This window comes from Paraburkholderia kirstenboschensis, assembly GCF_032806925.1.
Lineage (GTDB): Bacteria > Pseudomonadota > Gammaproteobacteria > Burkholderiales > Burkholderiaceae > Paraburkholderia > Paraburkholderia kirstenboschensis.
The window spans coordinates 2463753-2486797 of sequence record NZ_CP136512.1; the positions used below are offsets into that span (position 1 = coordinate 2463753).

Genomic DNA, 23045 nt, shown 5'->3' on the forward strand with positions numbered 1-23045 from the left:
CGGATTCCTATGGTTCTGATATCCATATTGAACTGCGACGAAGGCGGCACCGAAGACACTGCTGCGCACGACTGCGAGAGCGTGTTAGATCGATCTACTACAGGGTAAAAGTTGTGCGGAGACGGTGCAAGCGGATTTTTCTAAGGGAAACCCGAACGGCGCGCGTTCGGGACGCGAACGCTTATTTGCGAGCGCCGCAGGTTCCGCGGATGACGAGAACCGGCTCCGAGACGATGCGCGTAGGCGTGCGCGACGGCTCCGTCATGCGCTTGAGCAGCAGATCGGCGGCGGCGCGGCCGATGTCGTCCTGCAAGACCTGGACCGTGGTGAGCGGCGGCTCCCAGAGCTCGGCTTCGGGCACGTCGTCGAAGCCCACGACGCCGAAGTCGGCGCCCGGTTCGATGCCGTGTGCGCGCAGGCCAAGCATCACGCCGAACGCGACGATGTCGTTGCCGCACACCGCCGCTGTGGGCGGATTCTTAAGCGCGAGCAGTTCGGTGATGATGCGCTTGCCGTCGTGACGCGTCAGCGGCGACGGCACGAGCAGTCGTTCGTCGAGCTTGATCTTCGCGTCGCGCAGCGCGTCGCGATAGCCCTCGGCGCGGTCGCTGCCGGTGGAGGCGCGCATGACGCCGCCGATCATCGCGATGCGTTTATGCCCAAGCGAAATCAGATGCGAGGTTGCGAGCGCCATGCCGCGGCGATTGTCCGCGCCGACGTAATCGGTCTGAAGTCCGGCGACGTAGCGCGAAGCGAAGACGCACGGAATGCCCCACGCCAGCACCTGGCGCATCTGGGCGGCCGTGGTCGATTCGGTCGGACAGACGATGAGGCCGTCGATGTTGTGCTGCCGCACGGTGTCCAGAAAGCGGCTTTGCCGTTCGAGCGATTCGTCGGTATTGCCGAGCAGCGTCATGAATCCCTGCGTGCTCAGGCTGGCCTCGATGGAGCGGACCAGCATCGTGAAGTAGGGATTGGCGAGATCGTTGACGACGACGCCGACCGTGTTCGTCTGATTGCTGCGCATGCCCGCCGCGTGGCGGTTGTAGACGTAGCCCTTCCGCTTGAACGCTTCCAGCACGCGCTCGCGCGTGGCTTCGGAAATGCGCGGGCTGTTGCGCAGCACGAGCGAGACCGTTGCTCTGGACAGGCCGAGATCGTTGGCGATATCCAGCAGTGTGACGGGAGAACCTGGTTTGCCTCGGGACATTGGAACGGTCGATGAGTCGTATGCCCGGAGTGTATCTGAATCGGCCGCAAGGCCCCGTTTCCGGTCGGTCATGCTTACGCGTGCTCAGCGCGCTTCAAGCCGAAAAACCCGGCGACGATTTCCGCCTGATTCTCCAGCAGGTGCCGACCGAGATGAATGCGATGGCCGCGCTCTTCGGCCTGATGCAGCAGTCGAGTCCGTTCCGGCTTCATGATGATGTCGGCCACCAGTACGCGGCGGTCCAGCCGGGCGACGTCGAACGGCAGCGGATCGCCCGCCGCCATGCCGCAGGGCGTCGCGTTGACGACCATATCCACATCTTCGGGTGCGGCGCTTCCGGCCGAGACGGTCAGCGCCGGATAGGCCTGCGCCAGTTCCGCGATCAGCGCGTCCTGCTTTGCGCGATCCACGTCGATCAATTGCAGCGATTTCACGCCCGCGCTCGCGAGCGCATGCGCCAGCGCCTTGCCGGCTCCGCCCGCGCCCGCCTGAAACACCGACATGCCGCGCGGCTCGTGGCCCTGTTTGCGCAGCCCGCGTGTGAAGCCTTCGCCGTCGTACATCTCTCCGGCCCATTCGCCTGTTTCCGTGCGGCGCATGCAGTTGATCGCACCCACTTTCTGCGCGATCGGCAGCAGCCGGTCGACGAGGCCGGTCATCGAGATCTTGTGCGGCACCGTGACGACGATGCCATCGAGATTGCCGATCGTCTTCAGCCCGGCGATGGCCGTCGAGAGCGACGCGGCCGGAATCTGCATCGGCACGAGCACGGCATTCACGCCCATGCGCTGGAAAATCTCGTTGAAGACGAGCGGCGAGCGGGCCTGCGCGATCGGATCGCCGACGATGGCGAAAAGGCGCGTGTCTCCGGCGACGGCGGCATTCAGTGCGGAAGTCATGATGATGAGCCTGGGTTGACGGACATGGGTCGATGATCGGCCGACGACGCGATTAGCGCATCGATCAGCAGGTGGACGTTGAGCGCGCTGCGCAGCGAGGCGACCGGTTCGGCTCCGTGCGCGGCAGCGTCGATGAAATTGGCGATGACGGCCTGATGCCCGTGATGCGAGAAAGCCATCGGGTTCGCGCCGGAACCGAGGGAAGCCGTTTCGCCTTCTTCGAGCACGGCGCCGTCCATGAACTGCACGATGAGCCTGCCGCCGGCGAGGGTGGCGCTGCCATTGCTGCCGGCGATTTCGATGCGTTCGGGGAAGCCGGGAAAGATGGCCGTGCTTGCGTGCAGCGACGCGACGCAGCCGTTTCGATACTTCATGACGCCCGCCACGGTGTCTTCGCATTCCATGCGGTGCGCACGGCTGGTGATCGCGTAGGAGAAGACTTCGTCCGGAACGCCGGCCAGCCAGAGGAGAAGATCGAGCGTGTGAATGGCTTGCGTCATCAGCACGCCGCCGCCGTCGCGGGCCAGCGTGCCGCGTCCCGCTTCGTCGTAATACGACTGCGGACGCCACCACGGCACGGCGATGCTCGCGCTGTGAATCTCGCCGAGCGCGCGTGCGTCGAGCAGTTCACGCAGCTTGCGCGATGCGTCGCGCGTGCGATGTTGCAGCACCGCCGCCGCGACGATGCCGCGTGCTTCGCATAGCGCGACCAGTTCGCGCGCGCGGGACGTGGTGACATCGATCGGCTTCTCGACCAGCAGATGCTTGCCGGCCGCCGCAATCCTGGCGCCGAGTTCGAGATGCGTGTTCGGCGGCGTCAGCAGCAGTACGCCATCGACGTGTTCGTCGGCGAGGGCGGTGTCGAGATCGAGCGTCACGCGCGCGTGCGGCAACTGACGCGCGAACGCGCCTGCGCGCTCCTCCGAACGCGCGACGACATGGCGTACGGTCGCGCGATCCTGCAATGCCAGAAGGCTCGCCAGATGCGGCGCGGATGCCATGCCCGCGCCCACCACGGCGATATTGAAGCCGGTCTCGTTCATTTTTCGTCTCCGTTGGAGGACAATAAGGTAGATCGATCTAATTGTCCAGCCGCCGATGCACGTCGGCGGAGCAAAATCACTTGGTGTACTTCGCGAGCACCACGATGGAGAAAGAGTTCATGAACTGTTCGACGCGCTCGAAGCCGCCCGCGTCCTGCGCGAACACCGACAGGCTGTCGACCAGATGGGTCAGCAGAAAGATCAGGTCTTCCTTCGGCGTGTCGCGCTTCAGCTCGCCGGTGCGGCTCGCATGCTCGACGGCGCTTTCGACGGCCCGGTGGATTTCGGTCGTGAAGCCAGCGAGCGCCGCGCGCGCCTCGTCGGTCAGGACATCGCTTTCCAGACGCAGACGTCCAATCAGGCTCCACGGCTTGCGCGTTCTGCCGCCGGGATTGTATTTGCGGAACAGGTTGCGGTTATAGGCGACTTCGGCCTGCACTTTTTCTTGCAGCGACAGGGTTTCGTCGAGCCAGATCTTCTTCTGTCCTTCGATGGCGCCCGCCACGTATTCCTTCACCACTTCCTCGACGAGACTGTTCTTGTTGCCGAAGTGATAGTGGATGTTGGTCGTGGTGATGCCGAGTTCCTTGGCGATCACGCCAAACGTCGTCTTGTGATAGCCGTGCGCGATCAGGAGCTTCTTCGCCAGGTCCTTGATGCTGTCGTACATCGGGGACTTTCTCGATGCGGAGTTCGATTTGTCGTTCTGACTCAACGGTTCACCTCGGCGAGGATTGGGGTATGGATTTGGCCTCATGCGGGGCGAAGCATTGGACCTGGATGATGCGGAAAGCGCGGCTGATTTTACACGACGCCGGTTATCGATCGCCCCTTCGGCCCCTTCCGCAAACGACTGCGCGCGCGCCATGTTCCTTCTCCTCGAAAATTTCGTTGCCTACCGTTCGGCAATGATGTTAATGTCGCTTGACCAGTACTTACTAGTAAGTAAGTATAAGGGAAAACTCGAATGAGACATGACTGCTACGACAGTCGAAAAAGGAGGCAGGATGCAGGATCGAATCGTGGTGCGCCGGCACGACGCGGTTGCCGAGATCGTCATCAATCGACCGGAGAAGATGAACGCGATCACGCCCGAAATGACGCAGACGCTGGTCGCCATCCGGCAGGACATCGAGCGCGACGACGCGATCCACGCGGTACTGCTGCGCGGCGAAGGCGAGCGCGCATTCAGCGCGGGCAGCGATCTGCATTCGCTCAAGACGTATCGCACGGCATGGGAATTTCGCGCCCGCACCGATTACGCGATGGTGATCCGCGACTTCACCAAGCCCGTCGTCGCCGCGCTGAAGGGCTGGGTGCTCGGCGGCGGACTCGAGATGATGCTCGGCGCCGATGTCCGCGTCGCGGGACAGAGCGCGAAGTTCGGCGCACCCGAAGTCGTGCGCGGCTGGGTGGGCGGCGGCGGCGCGTCGCAAATGCTGCCGCGTCTCGTCGGCTACGGGCAGGCCATGCGCCTTCTCTTGACCGGCGACACCATCGATGCGAACGAAGCGCGCGGCATCGGTCTCGTCGAGATGGTGGTCGCCGATGCGGCCGTCGTCGATACCGCGATGGCGCTGTGCCGCAAGATGGCCGAGTTCAGCCCGATCGCGACCCAGTCGGTGAAGGCGGCCGTGCGCGCATCGCTTTCGATGAGCGTCGAACAGGGCGTTCGCTACGAGAACGAGCTGACGTCGCTCTGCTTCGCCTCGGGCAACTACGAGGAGGGCGCCGACGCATTCGACCGCCGTTCGGGCCGATCCTGATCCGCAACGCAATGCGTCAACGAACGCCGTAACAGCGCGGCGTCGCACAAAACCAAAGAGAAGCAGGAGACAGCGCCATGCAAGCAGCACATGCGCAGAAAGCAGACCGCAGGAACATCCGGCGCGCCGTGTTCGCGTCGACGCTCGGCACCATCATCGAGTGGTACGACTATGGGCTTTATGCAGCGGCATCGGGCCTCATCATCAACAAGCTGTTCTTTCCGCAATTGTCTTCGCTGGCCGGCACGCTCGCCGCGTTCGCGACGTTCGCAGTCGGGTTCATCATCCGGCCGCTCGGCGGCATCGTCATTTCGCATATCGGCGATAAATACGGCCGCAAGCCGGCGCTCGTGCTCTGCGTGACGATCATGGGCGCGGCCACGGTTGGGCTAGGGATATTGCCCACCTGGCAGCAGGCGGGCGTGATCGCGCCCATCCTGCTGGTGCTGCTGCGCATGATGCAGGGCTTCGGCGCGGGCGCCGAGCTAGCCGGCGCGATCACGCTGATCGCGGAGTACACGCCGCCGAACCGGCGCGCGTTCTTCACGTCGATTCCGAACGCGGCCACCAACTTCGGCGTGATGATCGCGATCGCCACCTTCCTGTTGATCTCGTACGTGCCGGAGAACATCCTGTTCACGTGGGCGTGGCGCGTGCCGTTCCTCCTGTCGCTCGCGCTGTTCGGCGTCGCGATCTACATCCGCTCGAAGCTCGATGAGACGCCCGAATACGTCGCCGCGATGGAAAAGGCGAGCGCGAAGGCCAAAGCGGAGAAAGTGCCGGTCGCGGACCTGTTCCGCAACAGCCGTCGCGAGCTGGTGTGCGGTTTCTTCGCGATGGGCGGCCATCAGGCGCTCAGCTACGTGCTCAACACATTCGCGCTGAGCTACATGACGAACACCGTCGGCATGGCCAGGTCGGACAGCCTTGTCGTGCTGATCATCGCGCTGGGCTTCTCGTTGTTCTGCGCGCCCGTCGGCGGCATGCTCGCGGACAAGTACGGCAGCGGCAACGTATTCGCGGCCGGCGCGATGATCGCGCTCGCGCTCGTGTGGCCGCTGTTTCATGCGATCGATTCGAAGGACGTCGTGCGCGCCACAATCGCGATGAGTGCCGTCTACGGCATCAGCTGGGGTTGCACGTGCGGCGCGCAGGGCGCGTTCCTGTCGAATCTGTTTCCGACGCAGTATCGATTCTCCGGCATCGCGATGTGCCGGGAATTTTCCGGCGCGCTCATCGGCGGACCGACGCCTTTCATCGCGACTGCGCTCGTCGCATACGCGAACGGCAAGCCGACCTACGTGATGGTGTTCCTCGCCGTCTTCTGCGTGCTCACGCTGATCGCCGCGCTGCTCGGCAAACACCTCTCGCGACATCGGGACGATCATCCCGTGTTCCAGGAATCGCGCCCGGCAGTTTGAGAGCCTGAAAGATCGGGATGCGTCGAAGGGGCGCATCGCGCATGCATAAACAGACTGAAACGGAGTAAAGAACATGCAAATTTTGAGCGCCGACCAGGCTGCATCGTTGTTGAAGGATGGAGATACGTTGATGATCGGCGGATCGGGAAGCGGACACGCCGTGCCGGAAGCGCTGATCGAGGCGCTCGAACGGCGCTTCCTCGCGCAAGGCGAGCCGCGCCGGATCACGTCGGTGCATCCGGTCGGTCTCGGCGATCGCGGTGAGCGCGGCGCGTCCCGTCTCGCACATGCGGGCTTGCTCAAACGCGTGGTGTGCGGCACGCTGGTCGATTCGCCGGCGCTCGCGCAAATGGCGCTGAACAAAGAGGTCGAAGCGTGGACGCTGCCGCAGGGCGCGCTCTCGCAGCTCACGCGCGAGATGGCTGCGGGCCGGCCAGGGCTCATCAGTCATGTCGGACTGCATACTTTCGTCGATCCGCGTAACGACGGCGGTCTGCAGGGCGCGCCGAGCGACGACAAGCTCGTGAGCCTGATCGAACTGGAAGGCCGCGAGTGGCTGTTCTACAAGCCGTTCGAGGTCGACGTCGCGTTCCTGCGCGGCACGACGTCGGACGAGGACGGCAACGTGTCGATGGAGCACGAGGCCGTGTTCGGCGACATGCTCTCGATGGCGCAGGCGACCAGGCGCAACGGTGGCCTCGTGATCGTGCAGGTCAAGCGGCTTGCGAAGCGCGGAACCTTGCCCGCGAAGACGGTGAAGATTCCCGGCATGCTCGTCGATGCAGTCGTCGTCGAAGCCGATCAGCCGGTGACGTATCAGACGGCCTACGATCCGTCGTTCACCGGCGAGATGCGCATTCCGCTCGGTGGCTTTCCGCGCCTGCCGCTCGACGAACGCAAGATCATCGCGCGGCGTCTCGCGATGGAACTGAGCCCGGGCGCGGTGTGCAACGTCGGTTCGGGCGTGTGCACGGGCATCGGGTTGGTCGCGGCGGAGGAGGACGTGCTGCATCACATCGTGCTCACCAACGAGCAAGGGCTGATCGGCGGCGCACCCGCGGCGGGACTCGATGCCGGCGCCGCGCGCAACTACAGCGCGATCGTCGACATGCCGTATCAGTTCGATTTCTACGATGGCGGCGGCATCGACATTGCGTTTCTCTCCGCGGTCGAGATCGACGCGCAGGGCAGCGTCAATATCAGCCGCTTCGCGAACAAGCTGATCGGCGTGGGCGGCTTCATCAACATCAGCCAGAACGCGCGCAAGATGGTCTTCGGCGGCACGTTCACGGCGGGCAATCTGCAAGTGTCGTGCGAAGGCGGCAAGCTGCAGATACTCAAGGAAGGCGCGCATCGCAAGTTCGTGTCGAAGCTGCAGCAGGTGTCGTATAGCGGGCCGTTTGCGCAGGAGCGCAAGCAGACGACGCTCTTCGTCACCGAGCGCGCGGTGTTTCGCGCCGTCGACGGCGCGCTGCAACTCATCGAGATCGCACCCGGCATCGATCTCGAACGCGACGTGCTCGCGCATATGGCGTTCCGTCCTGTCATCTCGCCGGATCTCAAGCTGATGGACGAGCGCCTGTTCCGTCCGGAGCCGATGGGTCTCGATGCCGATATGGCGTCGCAGTGCTGGCCATGCCATCCGCGTCTTGCAGAGTTCGCGGAGCGCCAGCGGTGAAGCGCGAGTTGCAAGCTCTTCAGATCGACGGATCGACACGGCTCTTTGGCATCGTCGGCAGTCCGGTGACGCAGGTGAAGACGCCGCAATTGATGAACGCGCTTTTCGACGCCAGCGGGATCCGTTACGAGCGCATCTTTGAACCGACGGTTGCGCTCTCGCGCCGCATATTCTGCGCGCCGACGCAGTACTACAAAACGGGTGTCGTCTTTCTCGCCTATCTGAACGGGTTTCAGCCGCATTTCTTCATGCTCGGCGGTCATCACGGGGCGCGTCCACCGCTCTATCTCGCGGACGTGTTCCGTCTCGCGGATGCAGCCCGCCTGCTGCGCGATCCCGCTCTCGCGGTTCAGCGCATGCGGCTCGTCATGCAAACGCTCGGACTATGATCGATGAGCGAGAATCTCGAATCGAAATTGATGGAGAACAGGTTGCATCGCCTCTCTTGATTCACCCACTCCCAACAAACTTTGCAGCCTCGGCGCGCACACCGAAACCAGATCGTACAAGGAGAGAGACATGACACAATCCCGGAACGAAAGAGACTCCGTACAGCGAGGGCGTTTGCTCACGCCGGGGATGTATGACCTGAATGACATCGAGATAGGAGACCATTTCGTCACGTCCGGCATGACGGTGACAGAAACGCATATCGTAAATTTCGCCGGCGTCTCGGGCGACATGTACGACATCCATCTGGACGACGTCGCCGCGCAGCAGGCGGGATTCTCCGGCCGGATCGCGCACGGACTGCTTGGCCTGGCACTCACCGATGGCCTGAAGACGCGCTCGCCGGTCCGCATGAGCGCACTTGCGACATTGAGCTGGAACTGGTCGTTTCGCGCGCCGCTTCTTATTGGCGACCGAATTCAGGTCGATGTCGAGGTCGTCGGCAAACGCGTGACAAAACGCATTGACCGGGGGATCGCGACGCTGAGGCTGAGCGTGCTGAATCAACTTGGCAACGTCGTGCAGGATGGCGAAACGCTACTGTTGATGACGAATCGCGCTTAGATCCTTCTTCGTATAACGGACCGTCGCGCATACCGCGAGGGACGGCTTATGGCTTGCGGGGCGCTCTCTTTTTTTGAGCGTAAATCAAAGCGCCCGTTTCAACCGGGATGAACGGCGCCTGAAAATGGTCGATCAGAAAATCAATGAAGGCTCGCGCGCGTGCAGTCTGGTTTCGCTGGCTGGGATAGTAGACAAACAGGTCGGCGGACGGCAGTAGTGTATCCGCCAACACCAGTTTTAACCGGCCGCTCTGAAGGTACTTAGCCAGATCCCATTCGGAACGGATCAATATCCCGTGCCCGTCGAGCGCCCAACGCAGCGCGATATCGCCATCGTTGCTGGAAAGCGCGCCTTTTACTTTCAGCGCTTCGGTGTGATCGCCCTGTATGTACCTCCAGACGCCGTAGGCGTCGTCGTTCTGGCGATGAATGATGCAGCGGTGCCGAACCAGGTCCTCCACGCGCTCCGGTGTCCCGAAACGCTCAAGGTACTTTGGAGACGCGCAGAGGAAACGACGGTTGCTCATGATGCGCCGGGCGCTAAGCCGGCTGTCGGGAAGCTCGCCGAAACGGATGGCCACATCGAACGCTTCCTCAACGAGATCGATGGGCCGGTCAGTCACTTCAAACTGGATTTCGACATTGGGATAGCGCTTCGCGAAGTCAGATACCAGCGGCGCGATGGTCGTGCGTCCGAAGCCGAGCGTTGCGTTGACCCGCAAAAGACCATGAGGGTCCGACCTAGCCCCAGATATTTCATCTTCCATCTGCCGGACCTGTCCGACGATCTGCGTCGCGTAGCGCAGGTAGGTCTCACCTTCCGGCGTGAGGCTGACACTTCGCGTTGTCCTGTTGATCAGCCGCGCCCCTAGCTTCTGTTCGATCAGCCCCAGGCGTTTGGTCGCCGCTGGCGGGGTGAGGTCGAGCGCACGCGCCGCTCCCGACATGCTTTTTAGCCTGGCGAGGAGGATGAAAAACTCGAAATCGGATGCCGCGTAAGTTGCCATTTCGATTATTCACCGAAAGTAAAAAATGAAATGAATCCAAGCGAATTCTAACGCCTGATTTCGCGGATAACCTAGCTTCCATTGCAGCCAGATGCATCCGATACGTGCCCAAACTCAGGAGACCGTGTCATGAGAATCGTTGAAATCCGCGAAAAGACCATTCCGATTAGCTCCCCGATCCGCAATGCCTACATTGACTTCAGCAAGATGACGCTGAGTCTCGTCGCCGTCGTGACGGATGTCATCCGGGACGGAAAACCGGTAGTCGGTTACGGCTTCAATTCGAACGGCCGCTATGGCCAGGGCAAGCTGATGCGCGAGCGTTTCATTCCGCGCATTCTCGAAGCCGATCCCGCCACGCTCGTCAACGACGCCGGCGACAACCTCGATCCGCACAAGATCTGGGCGACCATGTTCATGAACGAGAAGCCGGGTGGTCACGGCGAGCGCTCGGTCGCAATCGGCACGATCGACATGGCAATCTGGGATGCGGTGGCGAAGATCGAAGGCAAGCCGCTGTTCCAGTTGCTGGCTGACCGTTACGGTAACGGCCAGCCAGATCGCAAGATTTTCGTGTACGCGGCGGGCGGTTACTACTACCCGGGGCAGGACCACGAGAAGCTGAAAGACGAGATGCGCAGCTACATCGATCGCGGCTATACGGTCGTGAAGAAGAAGATCGGCGGCGCTTCGCTCGACGAAGACCTGCGCCGCATCGACTCAATTCTGAGCGTGCTGGGCGACGGACAGAAACTTGCCGTCGACGCCAACGGCCGCTTCGACCTCGACACGGCAATCCAGTATGCAAAAGCGCTCTCGCAATACGACCTGTTCTGGTACGAAGAACCAGGCGACCCGCTCGACTACGAATTACAGGCAACGCTGCGCAACTATTACGACAAACCGATGGCGACCGGCGAAGACCTGTTCTCGATGCAGGATGCGCGCAACCTGATCCGTTACGGCGGCATGCGCCCGGATCGTGACTGGTTGCAATTCGACTGCGCGCTGAGCTATGGCCTCGTGGAATATCTGCGCACGCTCGATATGTTGCATCAACACGGCTGGTCGCCGAGCCGCTGCATTCCGCACGGTGGCCACCAGATGTCGCTGAATATCGCGGCCGGCCTCGGTTTGGGCGGCAACGAATCCTATCCGGACCTGTTCCAGCCGTTCGGCGGATTCCCCGACGGCGTAGAGGTGGAAAACGGCTACATCACGATGCCCGATCTGCCTGGCATCGGCTTCGAAGGAAAGGCCGATCTCTACGCCGAAATGAAAAAGCTGTCCGCATAAGCCACTAACAGGCTAACTCGCGGCAAAACGCGCCGACAAAAGAGTCGGCGTGGCGTTCATAAAAATAGGCATAGGGAACGCAGGCGAAATCGGTTCGCACACTCCGCGGCGGTAACCAACGCTGCGGAGTGTATCAACCTGACTTTCATCAAAAGACGCCACGCATAGGAGACAGTCATGCGGGTTTCAAAGATCGGAAAATCTCTTTCCAGGCTTTACGTTCAGGTCCTGATAGGCATTATCGCCGGCATCCTCGTCGGCCACTTCTATCCTGACATCGGTTCTCAACTCAAACCGCTCGGCGATCTGTTCATCAAACTGATCAGGATGCTGCTTGCCCCGATCATTTTCGCCTCTGTCGTAGTCGGTATCGCGCGAATGACTGACCTTCATGAGGCGGGCCGGGTGGGCGTCAAGGCAGTCGTTTACTTCGAAGTCGCATCGACGATTGCGCTGATAGTGGGTCTCGTCGTCGTAAACATCGTCAGGCCCGGCAGTGGGATGAACATTGATCCCGCTCATATCGACAGCTCATCCATTGCAACGTACACCCATGCGGCAAGTCAGCATGGATTGCTCGAGTTCTTCATGAGCATCGTTCCGAACAGCATTGTCGGAGCATTTGCGAATGGAGATACCTTGCCGATCATCTTCTTCTCGGTGCTGCTTGCAATCGCGTTCGCCAAGCTCGGTCCCCGCACGGCGCCGTTCGTCGACATGCTCGACATGTTCCTTCACGGCATGTTTGGCGTTGTTCGGATCGTCATGTATGTGGCCCCAATCGGCGCCTTTGGCGGCATGGCATTCACTATTGCCAAATACGGGATCGGCACGCTGGCGTCGTTCGGGCAATTGATGGCTTGCCTCTATCTGACGTGTGCCATCTTCGTGGTTGTCTTCCTTGGACTTGTGATGCGGCTGAGCGGGCTGTCGCTGTGGAAGTTCCTCCGCTACATCAAGGACGAAATTTTCATTACCCTCGGTACGGCTTCAACGGAAGCGGTCCTGCCGCAAATGCTCATCAAGATGGAGAAGCTCGGGTGCTCACGACCTGTCGTCGGGATGGTGTTGCCTACTGGTTACACCTTCAATGCCGATGGTACGGCGATCTACCTGACCATGGCCGCGCTGTTCATAGCTCAGGCGATGAACATCCACCTGACGATCTGGGACCAGTTGCTGCTGCTTGGCGTGATGTTGCTGACGTCCAAGGGATCTGCCGGTGTAGCAGGAGCAGGGTTCGTCGCGCTGGCAGCAACGCTGGCCACCATGCACAAAATCCCTGTGTCCGGACTGGTGCTATTGCTCGGCGTCGACCGTTTCCTCAATGAGGCTCGGGCAGTTACGAACCTGATCGGCAATGGCGTCGCCACCATCGTGGTAGCCCGATGGGAAGGGGCGCTTGATATGAACAAGGCCCGCGCGATGCTCGATCGCACCGATACGAGCATTGATGCACTGGAGTCGTTCGATGTGGCACCGACTGCTCCCACGCCTTCGAACGACGTCACACCTCGCCCTCACACTCATTGACGGTCCAGTCAGTCCTGATCCGAGTACCGCAGCCATGACCAGGCAGTCAGAAACAGTGAGCTTCCGCGAGGCGGCTCTCGATTACCACGCGGTCAATGACGTCCCGCCGAGGCCCGGTTCGCAGAGACGCGGCTTACTGGCTGCTACGCTTCCTGTTGGATGCGGGGAGCGGCCGCGCATTGCAGGGGTGAAGCGGTGGGCATACGATTCATGTCATGGATCCGCTCTACAAAAAAGCCATCGCCCGAGGAGTAGTGGGAATGGCTGTATTCGTCGCCTTCATTTTCTTGCCTGCGGGTTCGTGGCGCTACTGGCAAGGATGGCTCTTTATCGCAATCTTTTCCGTCTCGACCATTGGCTTCACCGTCTATCTCGCCCTCTACGACAGGCCGCTTCTCGAGCGCCGCATGAATGCCGGACCACAGCATGAGAAAGAATGGTCGCAGAAGATCATCGTGTCGCTCATCATCCTGGCCTTTTTTGTCTTCCTCATCCTACCTCCGCTCGACTATCGCGTCGGACTTTCACCTGTACCTGCTTACCTGTCCTTTGTGGGGGAAATGGTGATCGTATTGTCATTCCTCTTTATTTTCTGGGTACTGAAGGTCAACAGTTATGCAGCCGCCAACGTTAGTATTGCGGATGATCACAAAGTGATCGACACGGGCCCCTACGCGTATGTTCGTCATCCGATGTACGCTGGCGCGCTCTGTCTTTTCATCGGCATGCCGCTTGCACTCGGCTCCTGGCTCACGATCTGTCTCGTCCCGCTAGTTCTGCCGGTGCTTTTCTGGAGGCTTCTTGATGAGGAAAAGATCTTGCGCCGCGATCTTTACGGCTACAACGAATACGCAAGCCGGGTGCGGTATCGTCTCATCCCGCATGTCTGGTAGGAATGGGCCACCCATTACAAGGAATCAGTGTTCCCGGGGTGTAGACCACGAGGTCTTTTGACAATGTCCGGACGCTGAACGCCGCTAGCTGGCGCTTGTTTGCGCTCCAGCTAGCGCCTGCGTAGCCCGCCAAAGACGTATGGCCCTCTCGCGCCTCCGGCAAAGCGGTCATCTGGCTGCATACGTGAGGCCCGGCGCGCGTCTTGCAGAGAGGTTGCCGCGGGGTTCGGCGCTTGTTGCCCTGGTCGCGGTAGCCATGGCTTGCCCATATCCGTGATCGTGGATCAGCGCAATTCGAGCCACAGCGGCTGATGATCGGACGAGCGGCTATTCTGGTCCACGTCACAACCCACGATGCGCGGCTTCAAATCCTCTGTGACAAAAACAAAATCGCATGCGAACGGTCCGTCGGGCCATTGCTCGTGATCATATAGACCGACTGTCGCGGCCCGCCGGGCACCGGGGTGCGCGCAGGTCCATGCGTCGGCGAAGGCGGGCGCGCCGGGAATCGGCTCCAGCATCCTGCAATAAGCAGAACTTTCGAAAGCGCTGTTGAAATCACCGCACACGATGGCAGTCATCGGACGTGCAGTGTCGGCGAACGGACTGTCCAGTTTTTCCGCTTTTGCGGGACGGCGGGCATGGTCGCACGCTTCCTTATGCAATTCGTGCAACCTCGTCACTTGCGCCAGCCGTTGTGCTTCGGAGTAGAACTCAAGATGAGTGCTGAAGATGCGCAGCGGGCCAATATCGGTTTCGATCACCGCTTCGAGAGCGACACGCAGCATCGACGGCTTGGCGGGGTCGGCCGGCCACGGGAGCGAATGACGCAGCACCTGCTTGACAGGCAGTCGGCTCACGATTGCATTGCCGAAATGACGCCGCTGTCGTGCGGCCCCGATAGGCGGAAGATCGGAACCGATCGCATCGACCACAGTCGCGCCCGGCAGCAACGCGGCGAGTTCGGCGAACTGATCGGCAGAGGGGCCGCCTGCCAATCCGCCCTGCGCCTGTCCCTCATGAAAGCCGCGCGTGACCTCCTGAAGACACAGGATGTCGAAATCGCACAGCGCTCTTGCCTCGCGCACAATGCGGGCGAGGTCGACGCGGCCGTCTACACCGCGTCCCCACTGGATGTTCCAGTCGACGAGACGCATGACGTCCCCCTTCAGAAGCCATGATTCCTAGTCTACCGCCGCGGCGTCCAACGGATAAGCCGCGAATGCCCAGGAAACGACAAACTGTTTGCCTGGTTGTGAGCGCCCGCCTCATAGAGGTTAGGTTATTCCCGGCGACGCTGCACTTGACGCCATTCCAGTCGTCAAATCGGCTCGGCCGATAATGACGTGCATTCCAGACTGAGGTTTGAACACAAGCAGAGCCGTCATGGGCCGCCACTTGCCCCGCGGCACTCAGCCGCTAAACACGAAGCTTTCTGCCTGTTTATGCTTTCCCGGCACGCGCGCCGATCAGTTCGTCAATTAACAGGCGCGCCCCGGCCGACACGGGTGCACCTTTCCGGGTAACGAGTTCATACGGTTCACTCTGCGAAGCGAACACGAGCGGAAGACTTCGCGTCATGCCTTGACCGGCGAAAAACCGGGCGACGTCGATCGATACCAGTGCAACGAACGAGGGATTGAGTTGCAACAGCGTGAGCGTGGCCAGAATCGAGGTCGTTTCCAGCAGATGGACGGGGAAGCGGATCCGGGCGTCGCGAAACTCGCGCTCCAGTAACAGTCGCATCGGCATGTTTGCCCGGTACACCACCCAACGATATCCCGACAGGTCGCGCAGTGTCAGTTTCTTCGCGCGGGCGAGCGGATGCTGAACGTTAGCGACGACAGCCAATGTTTCTTCCTGAAGATCGATGCTGTCGTATAAGTGAGGAGTCTGACTGATCGTCGTGCGGCAGATAGCCAGATCGAGTCTTCCAGCATCGATCATGCTCAGCAGGGTCGCGCTCGTATCTTCAACGATCTCGACGGACATTCCCGGATGCCGTTCCACCAGTGAGGAGATCGCCTCCGTGACGAGCGGCACTGCGCCCATGATGGAGCCAACCGCGACGCGGCCTCCATGGCCTCTCATTATGCCGACGATCTCCTCGCGCAGATGCGAGAGATCGGTATGGATGAGGCGCGCGTATCGGATGACACAGTGACCGATCTCGTTCGGAACGAGCCCTCGGTTCGTGCGGTTGAAGAGGGTGGTGCCGAAGGTGGTCTCGATTTCCTGGAGTGCCTTGCTCGCGCCTGGCTGGGTCAGTGCCACTTGCTTCGCTGATCGTGTACGACGGCCTGCCGCCGGATGTGGCGTTTCCTCACACTGTCACGGCCGTCGTGCAGCGTACGGGTCAGTCCACGGGGCACATCATCGCGGAACTCGTGATGGATGCGATCAACGACCGCACGGGTTGGACGCATCGGCTGGTGCAGCCGAGCGTGGAGCCCGGCGATACCGATGGACCGCCTGTCTGAGCGCGCGTTAGCTCGGCCAGAGTCCGCCGATTCCAACGCGGGCGCATGAACGCCGCCTTCGTTCTTTGGAAGTTTCCCTCGCAAGCGAAATACAGTGCGATAGGCGGATTCGACGTCGTGTCAAGAAGCCGGACTGGCAGTGAGTAGTGTCGCTTCGCACGAGCCTGTCAAGCGTATCAACGTCCAATCGAGTTCGCACGAATTGATCACGAGAAGCCGGCGATAAAGCAGGTTCTCGTTGTCCAGAGTAATGTATTGGAGGGGCGGGATATCGGTCGGCTCAGCGATTCAAACGTCGTCGCCGCCGGCGAAGAGACCATGCTCGGGCGCTGCCTGCTCGTGATCAATACATTGGACATGCCAGTGCCCGGCCATGAGCGTGCGACCGCGCTTCGCGCACCATTGGGCGCGACCGGTCTCGCCTTCAAAGGGACCGTCGCAACCGTTGAGATCCAACCCTTCAAGAACGCATACAGGTGTTGCGTCGTTGGGGCCGCACACGAGCGTATTGCCGCAATCCATGTGCAACGAACCCCATTCCGGCAGTTCCAGCCCGAGATGACCCTCGCGCGACCATTGCCGCGAGTCCTTGTCGAGCCAGAGGATGGCAAAAGCCATCGGATGCGCGCGATCAAATGTGTCGAGATGAACTGTAAGGCGCATGACAATCTCCGAACGTAACTGCCGTCAACTAACCCGGACTACGGGAAGCGCGGTTTTCTTCAGGGCGATCATTGGCTGAGTACCCATTGCACCAGCGTGTGTGCATCTTTCGCCGATATTGGCCCGCCGCGGTCGGCCGGCAGCGGCATCGCCATGTCTCCCCAATGGGCTTTACCTCCCAGCCGTAGCTTGTGCTCAAGCATGAACTGCGCGTTGGGCACATCGCGGTAGCGAGCGGCGATCTGTTCGAACGACGGCGCGAGGAACGGCGCATCGCGCGTGTGGCAGAACAAGCAGTGATGCTGATCCACCAGCGCGGCCGGCTCGGGCTCGGCCTGCGTGGCGGCGGCAAACAGCGCGAACGTGGCACATGCCAGACGCCAGCTGCGGGGTAAGGCGTTCATGGCGCGCCCCTGTGCGACGGAATGAGTTCAGTCTACGGTGGGGCGTTGCGCTGCCATTGACCTCGATCAACCGGAGCACGGCGCGCGAATTTGACCCACCGCGGATAGATCCTATGCTAATGACAGGCGCGCGGCGCACAGACCGCACACGCCCTACAAGCAGGCGGATGTCATGAAGATTCATTTTCCCAAGGAGTGCCCTGAGTACTGCGCGCGCGATTTCGTCGTCGTGTTCCCCGCGGAAGTGGATGGCACTCGCGTGCAGTGCGCAATTGCCGCCGAGGCGCTGGAGGATCACTTCGGAGCCGCTTCACTGCGCGAAGAAGATCTGCTCGCCGCGTTCGAACTGAATTGGCGTCGCATCGAACACGCCGCGAGGAACCTGCTCAACGAGATCGGCGCAAAGCCGGTGCTCATGCACAGTGGTTACTTTCGCTTTTGCGACTGAAGCCCACGGGGGCCTTCCAGGCCGAACAAGGGCTGGTGAAGTACAAGGGGAATTCCTATGCGCGCGATGGTTTTCGACGGTGACTCGCCGATCCTACGTGAAGACGACGTGCGGGACCCTACGCCCGGCATTGGGCAGATGCTGATCGATGTTCACGCGTGCGGCGTGTGCCGCACCGACCTTCACCTGGTCGATCGCGACCTTGATCGTCCCAAACGGCCTGTTATTCCTGGCCATGAAATCGTCGGCACGGTAGCGGAACTGGGCGCGGGCGTCAGAGGTTTCGCCGTCGGCGATCGCGTGGGCGTGCCGTGGGTCGGCCACACGTGCAGGGTTTGCCGGTACTGCCTGTCGGCTCGGGAGAATCTCTGCGATGAGGCCCGCTTCACCGGTTATACGATCGACGGCGGTTACGCCGAACGCACTGTGGCCGACAGCCGGTACTGCTTTCATCTGCCAGCACAGTACTCCGATGTCGAGGCGGCACCGTTGCTATGCGCAGGTCTTATCGGCTATCGCACCTTGAGCATGGCGGGCGACGCGCGGCGCATCGGCATTTACGGTTTCGGTGCCGCGGCGCATATCGTCGCGCAGGTGGCGCGTCATCAACAGCGCACGGTGTACGCATTCACACGGCCCGACGATCAGGCGGCGCAGCAACTCGCGCTACGGCTGGGCGCGGCGTGGGCTGGCGCCAGCGACGAGGCGCCGCCCGACGAGCTGGATGCGGCCTTGCTGTTCGCCCCGGTCGGCGCGCTCGTTCCACAGGCTTTGCAGGCGGTCGTGAAAGGCGGCGTGGTGGTTTGCGGAGGAATTCACATGAGTGATATTCCGTCGTTTCCCTATTCGTTGCTGTGGGGCGAACGGCGCCTGTTGTCAGTCGCGAATCTGACCCGCGACGATGGGCTGGCTTTCATGCGCATCGCGGGCGAGACGCGGCTTACGCTCGAAACCACGACTTACGCGTTGGAGGATGCCAATCGCGCGCTCGCCGATCTGCGTGATGGCCGTCTGACGGGCGCAGCCGTGCTCGCCATCAAACCCGAGTAAGGCCGTCGTGATCGAGGATCCGGATGTCCTTGCCGTGCGCGTCAAGTAACCCGTCGCGCTGGAACCGGGACAGCATCCGGCTCACCGTTTCGAGTTTGATGCCCAGATAGCTGCCAATTTCCTCGCGCGTCATACGCAGGTGGAATTCCGCCGGCGAATAGCCGCGCTTTCGGAGGCGCTCCGACAGATTCAGCAGGAACGTGGCCACGCGTTGTTCCGCCGACATCGTGCCGAGCAGCATCATCTGCGACGATTCGCGCACGATCTCGCTGCCCATCATGCGGTGCACGTGCTGCTGAACGGCCTTCACTTCGCGACACATCGTCTCGAGCAGATTGAACGGGATGATGCAGACCTTGCTGTCTTCTAGCGCGACCGCATCGCAGCTATGGTGACCGGAGCACACGCCGTCGAGCCCGAGCGAATCGCCGGCGAGATGAAAGCCCGTCACTTGCTCACGGCCGTCGCGGTGCATCACGACGGTCTTGAACGACCCCGCGCGCACCGCGTAGATGCTCTGAAACGGATTGTTCGCGCGGAAGATCGTCTCACCCTGCCTGATGGTCCGCGACGTGCAGATCAGCGCTTCGATTCTCTGCAATTCCTCGGGCGTCAGGCCTTGCGGCATGCACATCGGGCGCATCGAGCACGACGAGCAGCGCGTCCCGTCCTTGCGCGGCGCGCGGTCGGTGGCGGCTCCCTGTGCCGGCGCCGGTGCAACTTGCAGCGCGACGAATGTGCGAGAGCTGACCGGATCAGCGGCAACGTCAGACATGATGTGCTCCTGATTGAAGAAGGGCGCGTGCATGATGTTCACTGGCAATCCGCTGGATCGTGCTTCGCGCAAGTTCGAATTCGCGAGTCTTGTCGAAAAAGTACTGCGCGCCGCTCGTCAGGCACGCGCGCCGGAACCAGGCGCCGGAACGGTTCGTCAGCACCATCGCGATGACGTGCGGCATGCGTTGCGCGAGCAGGGCCAGTAACTCCATGCCGCTCCCGCCGTTCAGATGCAACTCCGTCACCACGAGATCGGCTGCGCCGGCCTCGATGCCCGCGACGGCGGCACCGGGCTCCTCGGCTTCACCGACGATTTCCACGCCGTCGAGTGCGCCGAGCAGCGCGGCCACACGGCGCCGTACCGGGAATGCATCGTCGACGAGAAAAACACGCAGGGCGGGGTGGTTGAGGCTTGAGTTCATGCCTCGAAGTATCGGCTGCGCCATCTCAAAATAAAATCGGCGCGCAGCGAACTTGGAGTAGGCAGGGAAGAAGGGCTGTAGGGCGTTTCCTACATCAGGCGTCCTAGCCCGTGAGCGGGGCTGCGAATGCGGTCAGATATCGTCCTCTTCGTCGCTGACCAGTTTGTGACGCATTGCATAGCGCACCAGCGCGGCTTCGTGCGGCATCTGCATTTTTTCGAGAATGCGCGTCTTGTAGGTGCTGACGGTCTTGGCGCTGACGCACAGCTCCGCCGCGATCTCCGTGATGGTCTGACCGGCGGCAATGCGCTTGAGGACGTCGAATTCACGATCGGACAGACGCTGATGCGGCATCAGGTCGGTTGGCTGGTTCAAGCTCTGCGCGAATCGCTCGGCCATCGCAAGGCTCACGTAGACGCCGCCCGCGGCCACCTTTGTCACCGCCGCCACAAGCTCGGCGCTCGCGCTTTCCTTCGTCAGATAGCCGGACGCGCCGGCCTTGAACGCGCGCACCGCGTATTGCTGCTCGGCGTGCATCGTCAGCACGAGGATACGCAGCGCCGGCTTTTCGTCCTTGATCTGTTTGATCAGCTCGACGCCGTTGCGGCCCGGCATCGACAGGTCGAGCACCAGCACATCGGCGGCGCATGCGCGAATCAGCGCGACGGTGCTCGCGCTGTCGCTTGCTTCGCCCACCACTTCGAAGCCGCTTGCGCCCTTGAGAATATGACGCAGACCGTCGCGCACGAGTGCATGATCGTCGGCGAGCAAGACCCGGGTCATGATTGCAACTCCTGCATCTTCACCGCCTCCGCTGGAATGATGACGCTCAATGCAAAACCGTTGCCTTGTGCGGAATGAATGTCGACGGCGCCTCCGAGCATGTGGGCGCGTTCGCGAATGCCGAGCAGACCAAACGACTTGCCCGCCGGTTCGCCGTCACGACGCACGCCCTGGCCGTTGTCGGCGATGCGCAGCACGACGCCCTCGTCGCCAGCGCGCAGGCTGAGGGTGACGCGCGTGGCGTCGGCGTGGCGCGCAACGTTCGTCAGCGCTTCCTGCACGATCCGGAAGAGCGCGGTCGCGCCTGCAGGGCTGAAGCGTGCGTCGCCGGTTTCGATGTCGCGCTCGACGTCGATGCCGTAGCGGTTCGTGAAGTCGTTCGCGAGCCATTCGACTGCGGGGATCAGTCCGAGGTCGTCGAGCATCACCGGCCGCAGATCGGCGGCGATTCGGCGAACCGACGCCACGGTCACGTCGATCAGACGGCGCATGCCCTGCAAATGGTCGCGCACCAGCTCACTCGCGGACCCGTCCAGCGCTTCTTCGACCGATGAGATGTCCATTTTCAGGGCGGTCAGTTGCTGACCGAGGTCGTCGTGCAGTTCCCGTGCGATGCGCGTCTTTTCCTCTTCGCGGATCTTCTGCAGATTGGCGGACAGTTCGCGCAGTTCCTCGCGCGCCCGCTGCTGGGCCTCCTCGGCTCTGACGCGTTCCGTGACATCACGCAGCATCACGGTGTAAAGCCTCGCGCCGCCGTCGCGAATCTGCGAGATGGAGGCCTCGATCGGGAATTCTTCGCCGTTTGCGCGCAAGCCCGAGAGCACGCGTTGCCGGCCCATCTGCCTATCGGAGACGCCCGTCACGCCGAACTGTTCGACATGCCGGGCGTGCGCCGCGCGAAACCGCTCGGGGATGAAGCGTTCAAGCGGTGCGCCGATCGCATCCATTGCCGAGCAGCCGAAAACCTGTTCGGCCATTGGATTGAAGAGCACGACCCGCTGTTGTTCGTCGATGGTGATGATCGCTTCCATCGACGAACGGATGATCGCCATCATGCGCGCTTCGTTCACGCCGGACTGACTGATCGCGGCGCTTGCCTCGCTGTGCGCGCTAGAGGCTTCCCGGCGCGCGCGCATGAGCATGAATGCGCTCGTGGCAACGAGTAACGCGGCAGCGACGCAGATGAGCAGCACCGGATCGAACCAGCGCCGCGCGGCCAGCATCACTGCCAGTGCGGCGACGAAGGCGGCGGCTGCCGCGAGTGCGGGCCGCGCCGCAAACCAGCTCAACCGCTCGTGCGCCACCGCAGTGTGCGGCGTGGGCGTCTTACCGTTGACGGGCATGCGCGCCTCTTTGGAACGACTGCAGACAAGGATCTGTTGCGCTGCAAGACGTCGCCGCCACGGCGGCGCTACAGGCAGGCGCTTCGGTTGAGAGCGGAGCCGCAGTCGACGTGGACCGTGGACTCCCGCGCGCAAAGCCGATAGTTGCGCTCATTGTCGGCGAAACGACCGATTCATGCCAGTGCCGAGCCGCCAGCACCGGCGCCAGCGGATGGTGCAGCTCAATGCGACATTCATACTGGTGTGGTCATCGACTGAAACATGGTGCGCGTGACACCGCCGAGGACGCGTTCCTGTGCACGCGTGTGACCATGGGCGCCCGTCACCAGACGAAGCGCGTGTGTCCGCTGTCTTCGAGATGTCTTAGCGGGATTCGCAGTTCATGACGGCTCCTTGACCGTGTCGCCCGCGGTCATGGCGGCGCTGGCGGACGGTGCGCAGCGAGCGGAAATCAGCAATACGGGCGAGGTGGCAATGCGCAGGAAGCGCTCGGCGACGCTGCCGAGCATCAGCCGCTGTACACCGCGCCGGCCATGCGTGCCCATCACGACGACGTCCGCGTCGAACTCCTGTGCGGCGAGCTGGATGCGACGCGCGATGTCGTCGCCGGCGAACTCGGTTTCGACGAGGCGTGGCGGTCCTTCGACGCCCGACGCGGCCATCAGTGCAGCCGCGTCGGCGAGCACATGCTTGCCTTCCTCGACGAGCGCATTGCGCACATACGAGGGATCGTAGCCGGGCACGTCGTAGGTCAGCAGCGGCACATCTACTACAAAAAGCGGCTGCAGCCTCGCGCCCGACTCGCGCGCCAGATCCACGGCGGCGGCGAGCGCCCGCGACGAAGTTTCGCTGCCGTCGACGGCAACCAGAATTTTTTTGTACATGACGACCACTCCTTGAAATAAGAGGCGCGGCG

The 23045-nt window shown here is 61.9% G+C and carries 25 protein-coding genes and 1 pseudogene; 11 read left to right on the forward strand and 15 right to left on the reverse strand.

The window, feature by feature from the left end:
• Nucleotides 1-181: 181 nt before the first annotated feature.
• From RW095_RS19955 to RW095_RS19970, 4 genes are all read right to left on the reverse strand, one after another.
• Nucleotides 182-1210: a LacI family DNA-binding transcriptional regulator gene (locus tag RW095_RS19955; protein WP_317017854.1), complete on the reverse strand. Its 1029-nt coding sequence runs from the start codon at nucleotides 1208-1210 to the stop codon at nucleotides 182-184.
• 74 nt (nucleotides 1211-1284) lie between these two features.
• Nucleotides 1285-2109, reverse strand: a complete 825-nt coding sequence (locus tag RW095_RS19960) for a shikimate dehydrogenase family protein (RefSeq protein WP_317017855.1) — start codon at nucleotides 2107-2109, stop codon at nucleotides 1285-1287.
• Nucleotides 2106-3152 (reverse strand): Gfo/Idh/MocA family protein, encoded by a 1047-nt coding sequence (locus RW095_RS19965; RefSeq protein WP_317017856.1) that lies wholly within the window; start codon nucleotides 3150-3152, stop codon nucleotides 2106-2108. Before RW095_RS19965 ends, RW095_RS19960 begins: the two co-directional genes overlap by 4 nt.
• A 76-nt stretch (nucleotides 3153-3228) precedes the next feature.
• Entirely contained in the window at nucleotides 3229-3822 is a 594-nt protein-coding gene (locus RW095_RS19970) for a TetR/AcrR family transcriptional regulator (protein ID WP_317017857.1), read from the reverse strand.
• Nucleotides 3823-4159: 337 nt separating this feature from the next.
• Between RW095_RS19970 and RW095_RS19975 the strand changes: the two genes are divergently transcribed.
• From RW095_RS19975 to RW095_RS19995, 5 genes are all read left to right on the forward strand, one after another.
• A complete protein-coding gene (locus RW095_RS19975; RefSeq protein ID WP_317017858.1) occupies nucleotides 4160-4918 on the forward strand; it encodes an enoyl-CoA hydratase/isomerase family protein in 759 nt (252 codons plus the stop codon).
• Between the two features lie 77 nt (nucleotides 4919-4995).
• Nucleotides 4996-6339 (forward strand): MFS transporter, encoded by a 1344-nt coding sequence (locus RW095_RS19980; RefSeq protein WP_317017859.1) that lies wholly within the window; start codon nucleotides 4996-4998, stop codon nucleotides 6337-6339.
• Between the two features lie 73 nt (nucleotides 6340-6412).
• Complete coding sequence (locus RW095_RS19985; RefSeq protein ID WP_317017861.1) at nucleotides 6413-8017, forward strand: acyl CoA:acetate/3-ketoacid CoA transferase; 1605 nt, start codon at nucleotides 6413-6415, stop codon at nucleotides 8015-8017.
• Nucleotides 8014-8406, forward strand: a complete 393-nt coding sequence (locus RW095_RS19990; RefSeq protein ID WP_394365106.1) for a DUF993 family protein — start codon at nucleotides 8014-8016, stop codon at nucleotides 8404-8406. Before RW095_RS19985 ends, RW095_RS19990 begins: the two co-directional genes overlap by 4 nt.
• 130 nt (nucleotides 8407-8536) lie before the next feature.
• Nucleotides 8537-9031: a MaoC/PaaZ C-terminal domain-containing protein gene (locus RW095_RS19995; protein ID WP_317017864.1), complete on the forward strand. Its 495-nt coding sequence runs from the start codon at nucleotides 8537-8539 to the stop codon at nucleotides 9029-9031.
• A gap of 46 nt (nucleotides 9032-9077) precedes the next feature.
• On the opposite strand, the gene RW095_RS20000 is transcribed toward RW095_RS19995, so the two are convergent.
• A complete protein-coding gene (locus RW095_RS20000) occupies nucleotides 9078-10037 on the reverse strand; it encodes a LysR family transcriptional regulator (RefSeq protein WP_317017866.1) in 960 nt (319 codons plus the stop codon).
• 129 nt (nucleotides 10038-10166) lie between these two features.
• Between RW095_RS20000 and RW095_RS20005 the strand changes: the two genes are divergently transcribed.
• The 3 genes from RW095_RS20005 to RW095_RS20015 all read left to right on the forward strand — a co-directional run bounded on the left by RW095_RS20005 (nucleotide 10167) and on the right by RW095_RS20015 (nucleotide 13759).
• Nucleotides 10167-11333: a mandelate racemase/muconate lactonizing enzyme family protein gene (locus RW095_RS20005; protein ID WP_317017868.1), complete on the forward strand. Its 1167-nt coding sequence runs from the start codon at nucleotides 10167-10169 to the stop codon at nucleotides 11331-11333.
• A 177-nt stretch (nucleotides 11334-11510) separates the two neighbouring features.
• Nucleotides 11511-12866: a C4-dicarboxylate transporter DctA gene (dctA, locus tag RW095_RS20010; RefSeq protein WP_317017869.1), complete on the forward strand. Its 1356-nt coding sequence runs from the start codon at nucleotides 11511-11513 to the stop codon at nucleotides 12864-12866.
• Between the two features lie 215 nt (nucleotides 12867-13081).
• Entirely contained in the window at nucleotides 13082-13759 is a 678-nt protein-coding gene (locus tag RW095_RS20015; protein ID WP_317017871.1) for a methyltransferase family protein, read from the forward strand.
• A gap of 284 nt (nucleotides 13760-14043) precedes the next feature.
• On the opposite strand, the gene RW095_RS20020 is transcribed toward RW095_RS20015, so the two are convergent.
• On the reverse strand, nucleotides 14044-14916 hold the full coding sequence (locus RW095_RS20020; protein ID WP_317017873.1) for an endonuclease/exonuclease/phosphatase family protein: 873 nt from the start codon (nucleotides 14914-14916) through the stop codon (nucleotides 14044-14046).
• Between the two features lie 286 nt (nucleotides 14917-15202).
• Entirely contained in the window at nucleotides 15203-16033 is an 831-nt protein-coding gene (locus RW095_RS20025) for a LysR substrate-binding domain-containing protein (protein ID WP_317017875.1), read from the reverse strand.
• On the opposite strand from RW095_RS20025, the gene RW095_RS20030 reads away from it, so the two are divergent.
• On the forward strand, nucleotides 16027-16239 hold the full coding sequence (locus tag RW095_RS20030) for a hypothetical protein (RefSeq protein WP_317017876.1): 213 nt from the start codon (nucleotides 16027-16029) through the stop codon (nucleotides 16237-16239). The two genes, RW095_RS20025 and RW095_RS20030, sit on opposite strands and share 7 nt — an antisense overlap.
• Nucleotides 16240-16527: 288 nt before the next feature.
• On the opposite strand, the gene RW095_RS20035 is transcribed toward RW095_RS20030, so the two are convergent.
• Both RW095_RS20035 and RW095_RS20040 read right to left on the reverse strand, forming a co-directional pair.
• Entirely contained in the window at nucleotides 16528-16902 is a 375-nt protein-coding gene (locus tag RW095_RS20035) for a DUF3564 domain-containing protein (protein ID WP_317017877.1), read from the reverse strand.
• A gap of 68 nt (nucleotides 16903-16970) precedes the next feature.
• Complete coding sequence (locus tag RW095_RS20040; RefSeq protein WP_317017879.1) at nucleotides 16971-17306, reverse strand: c-type cytochrome; 336 nt, start codon at nucleotides 17304-17306, stop codon at nucleotides 16971-16973.
• A gap of 172 nt (nucleotides 17307-17478) precedes the next feature.
• Between RW095_RS20040 and RW095_RS20045 the strand changes: the two genes are divergently transcribed.
• Together RW095_RS20045 and RW095_RS20050 are read left to right on the forward strand one after the other, a co-directional pair.
• A complete protein-coding gene (locus tag RW095_RS20045; protein ID WP_317017880.1) occupies nucleotides 17479-17754 on the forward strand; it encodes a DUF1488 family protein in 276 nt (91 codons plus the stop codon).
• Nucleotides 17755-17811: 57 nt separating this feature from the next.
• Complete coding sequence (locus RW095_RS20050) at nucleotides 17812-18804, forward strand: zinc-dependent alcohol dehydrogenase family protein (RefSeq protein ID WP_317017882.1); 993 nt, start codon at nucleotides 17812-17814, stop codon at nucleotides 18802-18804.
• On the opposite strand, the gene fnr is transcribed toward RW095_RS20050, so the two are convergent.
• From fnr to RW095_RS20080, 6 genes and pseudogenes are all read right to left on the reverse strand, one after another.
• Nucleotides 18791-19579 carry a fumarate/nitrate reduction transcriptional regulator Fnr gene (gene fnr, locus RW095_RS20055; protein WP_317017884.1) on the reverse strand — a complete coding sequence of 263 codons (789 nt, stop codon included), beginning with the start codon at nucleotides 19577-19579 and terminating at the stop codon, nucleotides 18791-18793. The two genes, RW095_RS20050 and fnr, sit on opposite strands and share 14 nt — an antisense overlap.
• Complete coding sequence (locus RW095_RS20060; RefSeq protein ID WP_317017886.1) at nucleotides 19572-20003, reverse strand: response regulator; 432 nt, start codon at nucleotides 20001-20003, stop codon at nucleotides 19572-19574. The genes fnr and RW095_RS20060 overlap by 8 nt, the downstream gene beginning before the upstream one ends.
• Nucleotides 20004-20135: 132 nt before the next feature.
• Nucleotides 20136-20786: a response regulator transcription factor gene (locus tag RW095_RS20065; protein WP_317017887.1), complete on the reverse strand. Its 651-nt coding sequence runs from the start codon at nucleotides 20784-20786 to the stop codon at nucleotides 20136-20138.
• Nucleotides 20783-22129, reverse strand: a complete 1347-nt coding sequence (locus RW095_RS20070) for a PAS domain-containing sensor histidine kinase (protein WP_317017888.1) — start codon at nucleotides 22127-22129, stop codon at nucleotides 20783-20785. Before RW095_RS20070 ends, RW095_RS20065 begins: the two co-directional genes overlap by 4 nt.
• A 233-nt stretch (nucleotides 22130-22362) precedes the next feature.
• Nucleotides 22363-22470, reverse strand: a pseudogene (locus RW095_RS20075) (universal stress protein); the annotation flags it as partial.
• A gap of 39 nt (nucleotides 22471-22509) precedes the next feature.
• A complete protein-coding gene (locus tag RW095_RS20080) occupies nucleotides 22510-23013 on the reverse strand; it encodes a universal stress protein (RefSeq protein ID WP_317017889.1) in 504 nt (167 codons plus the stop codon).
• Between the last annotated feature and the right edge of the window lie 32 nt (nucleotides 23014-23045).

What these genes read in the sequence shown, in the direction of transcription:
- RW095_RS19955 (WP_317017854.1), bottom strand. Translation starts at nt 1,210, where the DNA reads ATGTCCCGAGGCAAACCAGGTTCTCCCGTCACACTGCTGGATATCGCC.
- RW095_RS19960 (WP_317017855.1), bottom strand. Translation starts at nt 2,109, where the DNA reads ATGACTTCCGCACTGAATGCCGCCGTCGCCGGAGACACGCGCCTTTTC.
- RW095_RS19965 (WP_317017856.1), bottom strand. Translation starts at nt 3,152, where the DNA reads ATGAACGAGACCGGCTTCAATATCGCCGTGGTGGGCGCGGGCATGGCA.
- RW095_RS19970 (WP_317017857.1), bottom strand. Translation starts at nt 3,822, where the DNA reads ATGTACGACAGCATCAAGGACCTGGCGAAGAAGCTCCTGATCGCGCAC.
- RW095_RS19975 (WP_317017858.1), top strand. Translation starts at nt 4,160, where the DNA reads ATGCAGGATCGAATCGTGGTGCGCCGGCACGACGCGGTTGCCGAGATC.
- RW095_RS19980 (WP_317017859.1), top strand. Translation starts at nt 4,996, where the DNA reads ATGCAAGCAGCACATGCGCAGAAAGCAGACCGCAGGAACATCCGGCGC.
- RW095_RS19985 (WP_317017861.1), top strand. Translation starts at nt 6,413, where the DNA reads ATGCAAATTTTGAGCGCCGACCAGGCTGCATCGTTGTTGAAGGATGGA.
- RW095_RS19995 (WP_317017864.1), top strand. Translation starts at nt 8,537, where the DNA reads ATGACACAATCCCGGAACGAAAGAGACTCCGTACAGCGAGGGCGTTTG.
- RW095_RS20000 (WP_317017866.1), bottom strand. Translation starts at nt 10,037, where the DNA reads ATGGCAACTTACGCGGCATCCGATTTCGAGTTTTTCATCCTCCTCGCC.
- RW095_RS20005 (WP_317017868.1), top strand. Translation starts at nt 10,167, where the DNA reads ATGAGAATCGTTGAAATCCGCGAAAAGACCATTCCGATTAGCTCCCCG.
- dctA (WP_317017869.1), top strand. Translation starts at nt 11,511, where the DNA reads ATGCGGGTTTCAAAGATCGGAAAATCTCTTTCCAGGCTTTACGTTCAG.
- RW095_RS20015 (WP_317017871.1), top strand. Translation starts at nt 13,082, where the DNA reads ATGGATCCGCTCTACAAAAAAGCCATCGCCCGAGGAGTAGTGGGAATG.
- RW095_RS20020 (WP_317017873.1), bottom strand. Translation starts at nt 14,916, where the DNA reads ATGCGTCTCGTCGACTGGAACATCCAGTGGGGACGCGGTGTAGACGGC.
- RW095_RS20035 (WP_317017877.1), bottom strand. Translation starts at nt 16,902, where the DNA reads ATGCGCCTTACAGTTCATCTCGACACATTTGATCGCGCGCATCCGATG.
- RW095_RS20040 (WP_317017879.1), bottom strand. Translation starts at nt 17,306, where the DNA reads ATGAACGCCTTACCCCGCAGCTGGCGTCTGGCATGTGCCACGTTCGCG.
- RW095_RS20045 (WP_317017880.1), top strand. Translation starts at nt 17,479, where the DNA reads ATGAAGATTCATTTTCCCAAGGAGTGCCCTGAGTACTGCGCGCGCGAT.
- RW095_RS20050 (WP_317017882.1), top strand. Translation starts at nt 17,812, where the DNA reads ATGCGCGCGATGGTTTTCGACGGTGACTCGCCGATCCTACGTGAAGAC.
- fnr (WP_317017884.1), bottom strand. Translation starts at nt 19,579, where the DNA reads ATGTCTGACGTTGCCGCTGATCCGGTCAGCTCTCGCACATTCGTCGCG.
- RW095_RS20060 (WP_317017886.1), bottom strand. Translation starts at nt 20,003, where the DNA reads ATGAACTCAAGCCTCAACCACCCCGCCCTGCGTGTTTTTCTCGTCGAC.
- RW095_RS20065 (WP_317017887.1), bottom strand. Translation starts at nt 20,786, where the DNA reads ATGACCCGGGTCTTGCTCGCCGACGATCATGCACTCGTGCGCGACGGT.
- RW095_RS20070 (WP_317017888.1), bottom strand. Translation starts at nt 22,129, where the DNA reads ATGCCCGTCAACGGTAAGACGCCCACGCCGCACACTGCGGTGGCGCAC.
- RW095_RS20080 (WP_317017889.1), bottom strand. Translation starts at nt 23,013, where the DNA reads ATGTACAAAAAAATTCTGGTTGCCGTCGACGGCAGCGAAACTTCGTCG.